Raw genomic sequence first — 13,694 nt, 5'->3', positions numbered from 1 at the left:
TCATCATTAATTTCCTCAAGCCACGATAAACAGGATCAGCAGGGATACCGCCGCCAGTGCCACGTACTGGGCGATGACGATCGGCTTTTCCGGCACCAGGTCTTCGCCACGGAAGATGCGCATGGCCTTGGGGGCCAGGGCGAACCAGGTCTTGGCGTGGAACAGGCAGGCGGCCAGGGCGATGACGTGGAACAGGATGGCGATTGGGCTCTGCAGGGACTCCAGCCAGCCGTTGAACGCCTCCTGACCCTGCACCAGTCGCAGCAGACCCCACATCAGCACCACGGCGTAGATGGAGACGAAGAGGCTGGTGCCTTCGCGGATCATGTAACCGGTGTAGAAGGCATTCTTCAGCCACCAGTCTTTCTTCATCTCGCGCACGTAGGGCTTACGTTTGCTCTGGGTGTTGTTCATGGTCTCACTCCTCAATCCGGCTTGAACATGGCGATCATGTAGTCCTTGGCGCTCTCGACCTTGCCAAGCTGGATGGCGGCGGCCGGATCCACCCCTTTCGGGCACACTTCGGAGCAGTAGCCCACGAAGGTACAGCCCCAGACGCCCTCGTCCTGGCTGATGATCTTCATCCGCTCCCTGGACGCGCTGTCGCGGTTGTCGGCGTTGTAGCGATAGGCCAGTGCCAGGGCCGCCGGGCCGGTGAACTTCTTGTTGATGCCATATTGCGGGCAGGCCGCGTAGCACAGACCGCAGTTGATGCACATGGAGAACTGGTGATACTTCGCCATGTCCGCCGGGGTCTGGGTGTACTCGCCGTCGCACAGGCTGCGCGGCTCGGCTGGGATGATGTAGGGCTTGATGCTCTCCAGCTTCTCGATGAAGTCGGACATGTCCACCACGAGATCGCGCTCGATGGGGAAGTTGTTGAGGGGCTCGATAGTCATCTTGCCCGGCAGGTAATCCCGCAGGAAGGTCTTGCAACCGAGTTTCGGAATGCCGTTGACCATCATGCCGCAGGAGCCGCAGATTGCCATCCGGCAGGACCAGCGGAAGCTCAGGGTGGAGTCCAGCTGATCCTTGATGTATTGCAGGGCGTCCAGCAGGGACATCTCTTTGAGGTAGGGCACCTGGAAGGTCTGCATCCAGGGCTCGTTATCCTGCTCCGGACGGTAGCGCAGGATTTCAATTTCGATCATCTCAGCCATGCTTCTTAGCCTCGTCTTGTTTCTCACCCTCGGAGCCGTATACGCGTTTCGCCGGTTGGGATTTAGTGATCTTCACATCCGAGTAGTCGATGGTCGGGGTGCCTTCCTGGTTGTAGAAGGAGAGGGTGTGCTTGAGGAAGTTGACGTCGTCACGCTCCTCGAAACCGTCCAGCCGCTGGTGGGAGCCACGAGACTCTTTGCGGTTGATGGCGGAGTGGGCCATGGCTTCCGCCACGTCCAGCATGTAGCCCAGCTCGATGGCGTACAGCAGGTCGGTGTTGAAGACAGAGGACTTGTCGTTGATCTTGATCTTCTTGTAACGGGCCTTGAGCTCGTTGATCTTGTCGATGGTGCCCTGCATCAGCTCTTCGGTACGGTAGATACCGACACCCGCTTCCATGGAGAGGCCCAGTTCGTTGCGGATATCCGCCGGGTTTTCGGTGCCGTCGATGTCGAGCAGGGAGAGGTGCTGCTTGATGAGCGCCTCGGCCTTGGCGGCCAGGGCCTGGGTGTTGCCGTGCTGCTGGGTCTTGGCGAACTCGCCGGCATGCTCACCGGCCACCTTGCCGAACACCACTATCTCGGACAGGGAGTTGGAGCCCAGGCGGTTGGCGCCGTGCAGACCGACGGAGGCACACTCGCCCAGGGCATAGAGGCCCGGCATGCGGGTGGCGCACTGGCCGTTGGTCTCGATGCCGCCCATGGTGTAGTGGGCGGTTGGGCGCACCGGGATCGGTTCTTTCACCGGATCCACACCCACGTAGGCCTTGGCCAGCTCGCAGATGAAGGGCAGGCGTTCTTTCAGGTACTTCTCGCCGAGGTGGCGCAGGTCGAGGTGAACCACGTCGCCCATGGGGCCTGGGATGGTGCGGCCTTTTTGCTGCTCCTGCCAGAAGGCCTGGGAGAGACGATCCCGCGGGCCCAGCTCCATGTATTTGTTCTTGGCCTCGCCGACCGGGGTTTCCGGGCCCAGACCGTAGTCTTGCAGATAGCGGTAGCCATCCTTGTTGACCAGGATGCCGCCCTCACCACGACAGCCTTCGGTCATCAGGATGCCGGTGCCCGGCAGACCGGTCGGGTGATACTGGACGAACTCCATGTCCCGCAGGGGCACGCCGTGACGGTAGGCCAGGGCCATGCCGTCACCGGTGACGATGCCGCCGTTGGTGTTGTAGCGATAGACGCGACCGGCGCCACCGGTGGCCAGAATGACGGACTTGGCCTGGATGAAGCGGGTGATGCCGTTCTGGATGTCGAAGGTCAGCACCCCCTGGACGCGGCCCTCTTCCACGATGAGATCCAGGCAGAAGTGCTCGTCGAAGCGCTTGATGCTCGGGTACTTGATGGAGGTCTGGAACAGGGTGTGCAGGATGTGGAAGCCGGACTTGTCGGCGGCGAACCAGGTACGGGGGATCTTCATGCCGCCGAAACGGCGCACGTTGGCCTTGCCGTCCGGTTTGCGGCTCCAGGGGCAGCCCCAATGCTCCAGCTGGATCATCTCGCTGGTGCAGTTCTCGACGAAGTAGTCGACCACGTCCTGCTCGCACAACCAGTCGCCACCGGAGACGGTGTCGTTGAAGTGGTTCTCGAGGGAGTCGTCGTCACGGACCACACCGGCGGCACCACCTTCGGCGGCGACGGTATGGCTGCGCATCGGGTAGACCTTGGAGATCAGGGCGATCTCGAGGTCGGGATGGGCTTCTGCTATGGCGATAGCGGCACGCAGGCCACCACCACCGGCACCGATGATGGCGACATCGGTCTTGATAATATCCACATCTGCCTCCTTAGGGATAGATTTGCTGGGCACGATTTTGCTCTATCAAAAAAATTCAGGCTTGATGCAAGTCAAACTGCTTTGTTTTAGTGCTTGGCAATGGTGACTTTTATTAGAGTCACCCCATTCCTTGGATGAAAACACCAGAATTATCGCCATCCATCAGTGATCAGGATCAGCCACACGCCTTGCTTTGGTTATTTTAACCCCAGAATTGTACGTAGTTTTATGTCAGTAAAACGAGAAATACCTCTCTTTTTAGGTATTAACCCTAAAGTTTTTAAGTTTTTTATTAAAATTGTTTAATAAGAATTATTCTCTGATGGGCACGCTCGGTATTGGCTTTAAAAAACTAATTCGAAATCGGCAATAGCATGCTGTTTTATAACAGAAAGCTCCCCATATGAGGATGCTTGTTTCGTGCCCGGATGGGGGGAAGAGGTGAGGGGGCGCCTGTGCCCATAGAGGGCGTGCCCATAACAGAAAGGGGCCGTGCGGCCCCTTTATCATGGTTGCTGGCGAGCGCCATGGCGAGATCAGATGCGGAACATGCCGACCTGGTTGCTCAGCTCGCCCGAGATGTTCTTGAGCTGGGCAGAGAGGTCGCGGGAGCTGTCCGCATCCCCGGCCAGCTCGTCCGAGACATCCTTCACCGCCTGGATGTTGCGGCTCACCTCGTCGGTGACGGCCCGCTGCTCCTCGGCGGCGCTGGAAATCTGGGTCGCCATGTCGGAGATCTGGTTGATGGAGGCGGTGATCTGCTCCAGGGCCAGGGTGGCGTTGCTGGCATCGTCCACGCTGTTCTGGGCCAGCAGCTGCCCCTCGTGCATGGTGCTGACCGCACCCTGGGTGTTGCGTTGCAGTGTCTCTATCATGCTGCGGATCTCGACGGTGGAGCTGTGGGTACGCTGGGACAGCACCCGCACCTCGTCGGCCACCACGGCGAAGCCGCGGCCCTGCTCGCCGGCCCGGGCCGCCTCGATGGCGGCGTTGAGGGCCAGCAGGTTGGTCTGCTCGGCGATCCCCTGGATGGTGGAGAGGATGGTGTTGATCTCCTGGGCGTTCTTCTCCAGCTCCTGGATGATGTTGGAGGCCTGCTCCACCTGACCCGCCAGATCCGTGATGGATCTCTGGTTGCGGGCGATCACCTGCTTGCCGTGTTCACAGCTCTCGGAGGAGGTGCGCGCCGCGTCTGCGGTCTGCTCGGCATTGCTGGCCACCTCTACGGCGGTGGCGGACATCTCGTGCACCGCGGTGGCAATCTGGGAGATCTCGTTCTGCTGGCGCGCCAGACCCTGGCTCGATTTCTCCGCCATGTCGTGGGAGGAGCGGGCCTGCAGGTTGAGTTGACCTGAGGAGTTGGAGATGTCCTGTACCATGACGTGGATGCGCTCGATGAAGGTGTTGACGTGCTTGGCCACGGCGCCGACCTCGTCTTCCCGCTCGATCTTGATGCGGCGGGTCAGATCGCCGTTGCCGCGGGAGAGATCGGCGATGGCGTCACCCAGGACCTGCAACGGGGAGAGGGCGCGGCTGATGGCCAGGTAGGAGAAGCCCGCCACGATGAGGATGGTCAGCAGCCCTTGCAGCAGGGTGGAGGTGACCATGCGCGAGACCGACTGATAGGCCACCGCCTCGTCCACCACTATGCCGAAGTACCAGCTGGAGTTGGGGATCTCGGTGAGATCGAACACGCTCGCCTTGCCGCCGATCACCATGTCGGAAATCATGCCGTCATGGGCCAGCTCGTTGATCCTGGCCGCCGTCAGCTCGGGGGAGATCTCGGTGGCGGGCTTGAGGGCCAGCGTCTTGTCCGGGTGGGCGATGACGGTGCCATTCTTGTCCACCAGCATGGCGTAGGTGCCCTCCTGGCTCATGGCCAGAATGTCGCGCACCAGGCTGTCGATGGAGACGTCACCGGCGATCACCCCCTGGGTGTTGCCCCGGGTGAAGGGCTCGGCGATGGTGACGATGAGCTGGCCTGTGGTGATGTCCGCATAGGGTTCGGTGACGATGAGCTTGCCGGCGGCGATGGCCGCCTTGTACCAGGGGCGCTGGCGCGGATCATAGTCGGCGGGCAGGTTGGTGGGCTTGCTCTGGATCATCTTGCCGTCCTGGGTGCCGGCATAGACCAGATCGAAGTTGCCCGCATTCATGGCCTGGGCCAGGTGGCTGATGGGGGCATCCTGGTCGGTGAAGGCCTCCTTGGCGGAGGTGACCATGCCGATGCGCGAGTCGAGCCAGCGGGAGATCCCCTTGACGTTGGAGCTGGAGCTCTCGTCAATGATGTTCCAGACCAGGCGCTGGGTTTCCCCCTTGAGCTGGGTGGTGTTGTACCAGACCTGCAGCCCGGTGATGATCAGGATGATCAGGCCGACGGCCAGTACCAGCTTGTTCTTGATGGATAGGTTCATATCTACGTCCTTGTGAGCGTCAGTCTGCGTTAGTCATGGGGATGTATTTTATTGTTTTGGTCCCCTAGGTTATCGGCCGATTTCCGGCTTCTTTATCCCCTGAGCGCCTTTATTTTCGCGGTCTGGGCCGTTTTGACCCATTTGGATTGCTTTGAGCATTTGCTCAGGATGGTTGGTGAAGATGCCATCGACTCCCCACTCGGCCAGCTGCCGGGCATCGTCCAGCCCATCGACCGTATAGACCAGGATCTTGAGACCGCGGTCATGGATCTCGCGCACCAGGGCCTGATCAACGAAGTCGAGGTCGCAGTTGAGGGACCAGGGGGCGAGGGCGTCGGTTGCCGGGGCGAGCGCCAGGGGGCGGTGGGCGATGAGGGCGCCGCGCCGGACCTCCGGGCGCAACCGGCCGAAACGGGCCAGCTCGGGATGATGGAACGAAGAGACCAGCCACTGGGCCGGGGTGAAGCCGAGATCGCGCTCGGCCCGCCGGGTCAGGGCCGCCACCCCGTCGGCCGTGTCGCTCCCCTTGAGCTCTATGTGCAGCTCGCAGCGCCCCGCGATGGCGGTCATCACCTGCCACAGGGTCGGGATGGACTCCCCCTCACCGGCATCCAGACCCCGCAGGTAGTCGGCGCTCTGCCGGGTCAGCACCCCGTGGCCGTCGGTGCAGCGTTCCAGGCGACGGTCGTGGAACACCCAGAGCTCGCCGTCGGCTTGCTGCACGTCGATCTCGATGGCGGGGGCCCCCAGGGTCAGGGCGAGGCGGATGGCCTTGAGGGTATTCTCCGGGGCCAGGCCACTGGCCCCGCGATGGGCAATGATCTGCATGATTGGCTCCTGTTGTTGGTGTTGGTGCACGGCGCTGCGCTTGTTGCACCCTACCAGCCCCGCAGGGTGCGATGAACAACGTGAATTGCACCGCTATCCATATCAGCCCCGGCTCATCCTGATGTCGATCTGCTGGTGGGGCAGGTGCATGCCCAGGGCATGGAGCTTCTCCAGGATGGCGGAGTGCACCTCGTGGGTGATGGGCATCCTGTGGTCCATGTTGTTGACGTAGAGGCGGATCTCGTAGATCAGCGCCGAATCGGTGAATTCGATCAGGAACACCTCAGGGGTCGGGGTATCCAGCACCAGGCTGGACTCCTGCACGCACTGCTCCAGCAGTTGCTGCACCCGTTTCGGATCCTGGGTCAGGCCGATGCGGATGCGCAGCTTGACCCGGGTGATGGCGTCTGAGAGGGACCAGTTGATGAACTGCTCGGTGATGAAGGCCTTGTTGGGGACGATGATCTCCTTCCTGTCCCAGTCCACTATGGTGGTGGCCCGGGTCTTGATCTTGGAGACGGTGCCGGTTAGATCGCGAATGGTGACGGTATCGCCGAGCCGGATCGGTTTTTCGAACAGTATGATGAGGCCGGAGACGAAGTTGGCGAAGATCTCCTGCAAACCGAAGCCCAGCCCCACCGACAGGGCCGCCACCAGCCACTGGGTCTTGGACCAGTCGATGCCGAGCATGGAGAAGCCGGTGAGGGCGCCGATAAGGATCACCAGGTACTTGCTGACCGTGGTCAGGGCGAAGCCGGTGCCGGGGGAGAGGCTGAGGTGCTGGAGCAGGGTCAGCTCCATCAGGCCCGGCAGGTTGCGCGCCGTCATCACCGTCAGGATAAAGACGAACAGGGTCAGCATCAGATCCTGCAAGGTGATGGCCGAGAGCTGCTCTATCCCCGCCACCTTGCTGCTCACCTGCCACACCTCTATGTTGCTGAGGAAGCTGAAGGCGGAGTTGAGATCGGACCATTGCACCACCAGCAGCATGGTGAAGCCCAGCATCAGCAGGGTGCGGATGAGGCCCAGTGACTGGGCGCTGATGGTGTCCAGATCCAGCTCCTGCTCCTCCACCACGTCCGGGATCTCCGAGCTGAGATCATCTTGCTCCTCGCGTCCCCGCTGGGCCAGGATCTCGGCCCGCCGGCTCTTGGCACGCTCGAAGGCGAGACGACGACGCTGGATCAGCATCCAGCGCCGCGCCAGGTAGTAGACCAGCAGGCAGCCCAGCCCCATCAGCAGGCTCACCTCCAGCTGGCGCAGCAGGGTGCGGGAGGTGTAGAAGTAGCCGAGCAGGGCTCCCACCACCGCCACCAGGGGGGCCAGCATGAGGGCGTTCCAGATGAAGTGGTGCAGCAGGTGGGGCTTGTTCATGTCCGCCTGACCCCAGGTGAGCGGCAGGCGCTCCCGGTTGAGGCGCACGAAGAACAGCAGCAGCCAGAGCGCCCCCACCATGAAGGCGAGTCGGCCCAGGGTGTCGTAGAAGGCGTGTTCCTGGTAGCTGTCGGCCATGCCCTGCACGAAGAAGCTGGGGATGAGGATCAGCAGCAGGGTGCGAAACTGGCTCCAGACCCGGGCGACCCGGGCGCCGTTCCAGCCGAAATGGTGGATGAGGATCCCCTTCTCCAGGGTGAGGTGGCGCACCAGCAGCAGCGCCAGCAGCAGGAACCAGATCTCCCCCAGCCCCTTGGCGATGGCGATGGCGAAGGGATATTGCCAGGCCCCTTCCAGCTGATAGCGCAGCAGCAGCGCCATGGCGGGCAGCGGCAGGGCAGCCATCAGGGAGCGCAGCAGCAGGCGGCTGGTGAGGCTGAACTTGTCTTGGGTCACCTTGCCGACCCTGGGGGCTATCTGCTGGCTGAAGTGGCTCAGGTGGCGGGCCAGCCGGATCCAGGTCACGAACAGCAGCAGCAGGGCGAGCACGGTGAAGGTGAGTCGGGTAGTGCCCCCCTCGGACAGGGCCAGGGGCAGCTGCCACCAGTTGGCGGGATCGAGGGCCAGCCCCAGGGCGGCCGGTACCCCGAGCAGGACGGCCGGGGTCAGAGGCGGCACGTCGGGCAGCCAGAACAGGTGACTGGCGCTGAGCTCGCGGATCTCGTCTATCTTGCTGTTCTGGCGGATATAGAGCAGCTTGAGCCGGGTCTGCTCCTGGATCAGGGTGTCGGCGGCATCATTGAGCCGGGTCAGCAGCAGGCGGCGGGTCTTGAGCAGGTTGTCGAGCACGGTGAGCTGGGCTCTATCCAGCTTGTCCTCCTCCTTGAGCAGTTGATCCCGCACCTTGGCCGGTTCCTTGAGCGCCTCCTGCTCTCCCTCATATCTGTACTTGGCGATGCGCGACTGCACTATGGCCGATTCGAGCTTGTCGAGGGGGAAGAGGGCGGGCAGGTCGGCCAGCTTGCTGCGCAGGTTCTCGCCATAGGCGTTGCTGATTTGCAGCCATTCAAGCTGCTCGCGTACCGAGTTCACCAGATCGTTGAGGTGGGAGAGGCTGTTGTCCACATCCCGCTGCTCGTCTTGCACCCCCTCGATCCGCTCCTCCAGGGCGCCGAGCTGGATGGAGAGGGTCTGGTTCTGTTGCTGCTGCTCTTGCAGCAGCGGCATGTCGGCGGTGAGCTGGGCCTGGAGGCGCTCGCTCTCGGCCAGGGTCCGCTCCGTGTTCTTGCGCCTGAGCTGATTCTGCTGATTGACGAGGGCGTTTTGCCACTCATCCTCGTCGGTGATGGCGAGGTTGAGCCCCTGCACCTTGAGCTTGGCGAGATCGCTGCGCTGCTGGGCGGAGAGCTGTTCCAGCTCCAGCATCTGGATCCTGTCCGACAGGGACTGCTCCTTGAGACGGGTCATCAGCTGCTGGGCCTCGTGCAGCCGATCCGACTCGCCACTGAAGCTCATGCGATCGAGCTGGGCCCGGGTCTGCTGCAACTGCTTGCGCAGCTCATCGATGCGCAGGTGGAACTCCTGGCCGGTGATCTCCTGCTGATTGAGGCCGTCGAGCAGCGCCTGGCGCTCCTTGCGCAGATTGAGCTGACGGCTGCTGCTCAGCCCCAGCGCCTGGCGCAGGGCATCCTCGCTCAGGCTGGCGAGGGCCACCCGGTTGACGGGCTGGTAGTTGTGCAGGGCATCCTTGAGCCGGGCCGACTCCTTGGGATAGTCGATCATCAGCTGCTGGTAGGCCTTGCCCTGGGCCCGATAGCGTTCGGCATCCCGGGCAAATTGCAGCGCCTGCTGGTAACTCTCCCTCAGCTTCTGATTCTCCGGGGTCTCGCCCTTGGGCACGCTCTGGAGCAGTTCCTCTATCTGGCTGGTGGCGTCATCGGCCTGGGAGAGCAGGGGAAGGAAGAGGAAAAGCAGGGGGAGCAGGCGGTGCAACATGAGGCGCGTTTCCGTTCAGGAGAAGAGCCCTAGCCTAAAGCAGGGCCCTGGGTGGGTAAAGTTTTACATATTAATGATTCACAACATAAATAACGGGTGAGAACGGCGTTGTTTGGCTATTATTCTGCCCCTTTCTCCGCCTCGTTGAGCTCCCTATGTCGCCCCTGGATCTGGGTACGGCCCCCCTCGGCCGCTTGTTTCTGCGCTATGTCACGCCGACGGTGGCCGCCATGCTGGTCACCGGCGTCTATGTCACCATAGACGGCATCTTCGTCGGGCATCTCCTGGGTCAGGACGGCCTGGCGGGCATGATGCTGGCCTATCCCATCTGCGCCGTGCTCTATGCGGTGGGGGCGCTGATCGGCATGGGATCCTCCTCCCTGGTCTCCTTCTGCCTGGGCAAGGGGGAGCAGGCCAGGGCGCGCCACATCGTCGGCAATGCGCTGGTGATGGTGCTCATCGCCTCGGCCGCGCTTACCTTCATCGGCATTCGTCATGGTGCCGCCATGCTGGCCTGGATGGGGGCAGAGGGGGATATCTTCACGGCCGGGGCCGCCTACTTGCGCTGGTACGCCTGGCTCGGGGTCTTCGCCGTGTTCTCCATGGCGTTTACCGCCCTGCTGCGCAACGACGGCCGCCCCGGGCTGACCACCTGGATCCTGGTGGGGGGCGGCGTGCTCAACGTGCTGCTCGATTACCTGCTGATGGCGGTGCTGCCCTGGGGACTGGCGGGGGCGGCCATCGCCACCATGATCTCCCAGGCGATGACGGGGGGATTGTGCCTGTGGCACTTCCTCGGCAAGGGCAGCGAGCTGCGCATCCGCTGGGACAGTCTGCGTCCCGATTGGCGGCAGATTGGCCAAGTCCTGCGTCTGGGGGCCTCCAGCTTCCTGATGTATCTCTATCTGTCCGTGGTGCTCTCCATGCACAACAAGGCCCTGCTGGCGGTGGGCACCTCGCTCCATGTCGCCGCCTACGGGGTGGTGAGCTACAGCGAGGCCTTCTTCTATCTCATCTTCGAGGGGATCGCCATGGGCATCCAGCCCATCGCCAGCTTCAACGCCGGGGCCGGGCTGTGGCAGCGGGTCATCCGGGTGCGCAACCTGGCCCTTGGCACCACCCTGGCCATCGCCCTGGTGGCGCTGTTGCCGCTCTATCTCTGGCCCGAGGGGGCCGTCTACCTGTTTGCCGGCGACAACCCGGCCCTGCTGCCGGTGGCGACGCTCGGGATCTGGCTCTACTTCTGGGGCCTGCCGCTGGAGGGGCTGCTGCTGGTGGGGTCGACCCATTTTCAGGCCATCGGCCGGGCCAGGATGGCCTCCCTGCTCACCGGGGGCAAGCTGGTGCTGATCGGCGGCTTCCTGTGGATCTTTTCCACCCTGTGGGGGGTGGCCGGGGTCTGGCTGGCCCTGCCCAGTTGCAGCGCCCTGCTGGTGAGCATCATGGTGTGGGCCATGGGGCAGGAGTCGGCTCGCCATGGCGCGGCCCGGCCATGACAGGGCGAGCTCATCCCACGATGGAATAGCAGGAGGGCAGCCGATGGGCTGCCCTCCTGGTTTTCACGCCCCGTTCAAGGCTTGAAGGCCCCGATGAAGATGGCGGGATCGACGCGGGCATCGTTGAGGCTGACGTTCCAGTGCAGGTGGGGGCCGGTGGCGCGTCCGGTCGAGCCGACCCGGCCGAGGACGGCGCCCCTTTGCAGGGTCTGGCCCGGGGTGACCTCCGTCTTGGAGAGGTGGCAGAACATGCTGATGAGCCCCTGGCCATGGTCGACGAACACCGTATTGCCGTTGAAGAAGTAGTTGCCGACCAGGATCACCTTGCCGGCGGCGGGGGACTTGATGGGGGTGCCGGCACCGACCGCGAAGTCGAGGCCGGAATGGGGGTTGCGCTCCTCGCCATTGAAGAAGCGGCGCAGGCCGAAGGGGCTGGAGAGCGGGCCCTGCACCGGCTTGTCGAACAGCAAGTTGTTCGGCTGCGTCTGGCTGAAGGTCTGGTAGGCCTGGGTCTGCTCCGCCAGCTCGCGCTGGATCCGGGCGAGATCATCCGGATCGGGATTGACCTGACGCTTGTTCTTGAGCTTGATGTGCTGCTCGCGGTAGTGCTTGTCGGTGACGGTGAACCCCAGGGTGCGGCCATCGGCCAGGCTGAGCTGGTGACGCCCCGGCTTGCTCTTGAGCGGTATGCCGACGATGGCGATCCACCGTTTCCCCTCCTCCTTGACCACCAGCACCGGCTTGTCCTGATAGCGGGGAGCGGGGGACTGGCTCCCCTCGTCGAGGGGGATGACGGCGACACCGCCGGGTACCGGCTGGTTGAGCAGGCGGCTGATGAAGCCGGATTCGGCATGGAGGCTGGCGCTGCACAGCAGCAGACACAGAGAGAACAAGAGGCGCATGGGGGCTCCGGCATGGGTCATTGAGGGGGCGATGATGCCACATTGTCATCCGGCTGTCTGGCGTCGGCGCTCGGCACTGCGGTCCGGGGGAGGCGTCATGGCGGCTTGCGTCATGTTCAGGCGGTGCAAGCGCATTTCATTGGTATGTGCTATTTACTTATGGGTCAGTAGCAGTTGGGGCGCTGAATGACCCCAACAGTCCGGTACTGGGTGGCAAGTGGTTCCGTCACAGTACATGGAGCGTACCTACCTCAATGGATTGGCTGGAGGCTGTGATGAAAATGACCCCACTAGTAACGATTGGCGCCGCGACCTGCCTGCTGGTGTCGGGCGCCGCCCTGGCGTTCAACGGCACCATCACCATCACGGGAGAAGTCACCGCGGGCACCTGTGACATCTCGGTCAACGGTGGCAACTCGTCGGCGTTCGTGACCCTGCCCACCGTCAGCACCAATGCCCTCTCCGGTCTCGGGCAGACCGCCGGCACCACGGGCTTCAAACTGGATCTCACCAGCTGCCCCACCACGGGTTCGGTGCGCGCCTACTTCGAGAACATAGGGGTCGAGCAGAGTACCGGGAACCTGAGCAACAAGGCGGTGGCCTCCGGCGGCAAGAACCCCGCCGCCAACGTCGAGGTGCAGATCCTGTCGGCCAACAGCACGGCCATCGATCTGCGGGACAACACGGGCAATGATGTGCTGGTCGACTTCAGCGCCACCGGGGATGCCACCCTCTACTACAGCGCCCGCTACATCGCCACGGGGACGGTGGGAGCCGGTCTGGTATCGGCGGATCTCATCTACTCCCTCGATTATCACTGAGTGAGCGCCCATGACCCCGCTGGCGAGTCAGGCCCTTGGCGTCAGGAGATGTGGCCGTCTGCTGATGTGTACCCTGGCCCTGCTTCCCATGCTGGTCTGGGCCCAGGTCCAGATATCCGGCACCCGGGTCATCTACCCCGCCACGGCCCGTGAGGTGACACTGGAGCTGACCAACAAGGGCATGGCGCCGGCGTTGGTGCAAGTCTGGATGGATGCCGGCGATCGCCGGATCCGGCCTGGGGCCGACCAGCTGCCCTTTCTCATCACTCCTCCCATCACCCGCATCGAGGCGCAGCGGGGTCAATCCCTTCGCGTCGCCTATGTGGGGCAGGGCTTGCCGGCCGACAAGGAGTCCGTGCTCTGGCTCAATGTGCTGGAGGTACCCCCCAGTGCCAAGGCGGCCATGGCGGGCCAGAACCTGGTGCAGCTGGCCTTTCGCTCCCGGATCAAGCTGTTCTACCGGCCCCAGGGGTTGCCCGGCGATATCCAGCAGTCGGCCAATGGCTTGCGCTGGCAGCTGGTGCCCCGGGCCGAGGGCTATGTGCTGCGGGCCAGCAATCCGGGCCGCTTTCACGTCAGCATCAGCCATCTCCAGTTGCAGACAGCCGAGGCCAGGGCGTTCAGCAACCGCAGCGGCGGCATGGTGGCGCCGGGGGGCAGCTTCGATTTTCCGCTGGAACAGTTGCGGGGCGCCGTGAAGGCCAAGGCGGTGACCTTCTACTGGCTCAATGACTACGGGGCCCGGGAGAGGGGCCGCTTTTCGTTCAACTGACGCGCAAGGGGCCGGCGTTTTCTGTCCCCTATCCGGCCCTTGTTCGTCCCTGGAAGGAGGTGAGCCCTGACAGCCCGTGAGCGTCCTGCCATACGTCCCCCCGGCTTTTCGCCTTCCGGCCTCCGCGCGCTGTGGCGGGGTGCACATCTCGGGTG

General features: G+C 63.2%; 10 protein-coding genes. 3 read left to right on the top strand and 7 right to left on the bottom strand.

Annotation, left to right across the window (positions count from 1 at the left end; translation table 11 throughout):
- Positions 1-15: 15 nt before the first annotated feature.
- The 6 genes from ACW5W4_RS14725 to mscM form a co-directional block, all read right to left on the bottom strand.
- On the bottom strand, positions 16-414 hold the full coding sequence (locus ACW5W4_RS14725) for a fumarate reductase subunit C (RefSeq protein WP_427262975.1): 399 nt from the start codon (positions 412-414) through the stop codon (positions 16-18).
- A gap of 11 nt (positions 415-425) precedes the next feature.
- Positions 426-1,160: a succinate dehydrogenase/fumarate reductase iron-sulfur subunit gene (locus ACW5W4_RS14720; protein ID WP_429014337.1), complete on the bottom strand. Its 735-nt coding sequence runs from the start codon at positions 1,158-1,160 to the stop codon at positions 426-428.
- Positions 1,153-2,937 carry a fumarate reductase (quinol) flavoprotein subunit gene (gene frdA / locus ACW5W4_RS14715; RefSeq protein WP_408792711.1) on the bottom strand — a complete coding sequence of 595 codons (1,785 nt, stop codon included), beginning with the start codon at positions 2,935-2,937 and terminating at the stop codon, positions 1,153-1,155. Before frdA ends, ACW5W4_RS14720 begins: the two co-directional genes overlap by 8 nt.
- Before the next feature lie 536 nt (positions 2,938-3,473).
- Entirely contained in the window at positions 3,474-5,351 is a 1,878-nt protein-coding gene (locus ACW5W4_RS14710) for a methyl-accepting chemotaxis protein (RefSeq protein WP_456689872.1), read from the bottom strand.
- A 69-nt stretch (positions 5,352-5,420) separates the two neighbouring features.
- The gene (locus ACW5W4_RS14705) at positions 5,421-6,179 is read right to left on the bottom strand and encodes a glycerophosphodiester phosphodiesterase (protein WP_456689871.1); all 759 of its coding nucleotides are present in this window, start codon (positions 6,177-6,179) and stop codon (positions 5,421-5,423) included.
- Positions 6,180-6,281: 102 nt separating this feature from the next.
- Positions 6,282-9,548, bottom strand: coding sequence for a miniconductance mechanosensitive channel MscM (mscM, locus tag ACW5W4_RS14700; RefSeq protein ID WP_456689870.1), 3,267 nt, complete (start codon positions 9,546-9,548; stop codon positions 6,282-6,284).
- Positions 9,549-9,703: 155 nt separating this feature from the next.
- Between mscM and ACW5W4_RS14695 the strand changes: the two genes are divergently transcribed.
- Positions 9,704-11,044: an MATE family efflux transporter gene (locus tag ACW5W4_RS14695; RefSeq protein ID WP_456689869.1), complete on the top strand. Its 1,341-nt coding sequence runs from the start codon at positions 9,704-9,706 to the stop codon at positions 11,042-11,044.
- 74 nt (positions 11,045-11,118) lie between these two features.
- Here ACW5W4_RS14695 and ACW5W4_RS14690 read toward each other — a convergent pair whose 3' ends face one another.
- Complete coding sequence (locus tag ACW5W4_RS14690) at positions 11,119-11,946, bottom strand: peptidoglycan DD-metalloendopeptidase family protein (RefSeq protein ID WP_456689868.1); 828 nt, start codon at positions 11,944-11,946, stop codon at positions 11,119-11,121.
- A 275-nt stretch (positions 11,947-12,221) separates the two neighbouring features.
- On the opposite strand from ACW5W4_RS14690, the gene ACW5W4_RS14685 reads away from it, so the two are divergent.
- Positions 12,222-12,767 (top strand): fimbrial protein, encoded by a 546-nt coding sequence (locus tag ACW5W4_RS14685; protein ID WP_456689867.1) that lies wholly within the window; start codon positions 12,222-12,224, stop codon positions 12,765-12,767.
- Between the two features lie 10 nt (positions 12,768-12,777).
- Positions 12,778-13,539 (top strand): fimbria/pilus periplasmic chaperone, encoded by a 762-nt coding sequence (locus ACW5W4_RS14680; RefSeq protein WP_456689866.1) that lies wholly within the window; start codon positions 12,778-12,780, stop codon positions 13,537-13,539.
- Positions 13,540-13,694: the final 155 nt, after the last annotated feature.

It is taken from the genome of Aeromonas crassostreae, assembly GCF_054052445.1.
This window is presented reverse-complemented; position numbering and strand designations above follow the sequence as displayed.

Bases quoted from the DNA above. Each gene is read 5' to 3' on its own strand.
- ACW5W4_RS14725 (WP_427262975.1), bottom strand. From the start codon at position 414: ATGAACAACACCCAGAGCAAACGTAAGCCCTACGTGCGCGAGATGAAG.
- ACW5W4_RS14720 (WP_429014337.1), bottom strand. From the start codon at position 1,160: ATGGCTGAGATGATCGAAATTGAAATCCTGCGCTACCGTCCGGAGCAG.
- ACW5W4_RS14710 (WP_456689872.1), bottom strand. From the start codon at position 5,351: ATGAACCTATCCATCAAGAACAAGCTGGTACTGGCCGTCGGCCTGATC.
- ACW5W4_RS14705 (WP_456689871.1), bottom strand. From the start codon at position 6,179: ATGCAGATCATTGCCCATCGCGGGGCCAGTGGCCTGGCCCCGGAGAAT.
- mscM (WP_456689870.1), bottom strand. From the start codon at position 9,548: ATGTTGCACCGCCTGCTCCCCCTGCTTTTCCTCTTCCTTCCCCTGCTC.
- ACW5W4_RS14695 (WP_456689869.1), top strand. From the start codon at position 9,704: ATGTCGCCCCTGGATCTGGGTACGGCCCCCCTCGGCCGCTTGTTTCTG.
- ACW5W4_RS14690 (WP_456689868.1), bottom strand. From the start codon at position 11,946: ATGCGCCTCTTGTTCTCTCTGTGTCTGCTGCTGTGCAGCGCCAGCCTC.
- ACW5W4_RS14685 (WP_456689867.1), top strand. From the start codon at position 12,222: ATGAAAATGACCCCACTAGTAACGATTGGCGCCGCGACCTGCCTGCTG.
- ACW5W4_RS14680 (WP_456689866.1), top strand. From the start codon at position 12,778: ATGACCCCGCTGGCGAGTCAGGCCCTTGGCGTCAGGAGATGTGGCCGT.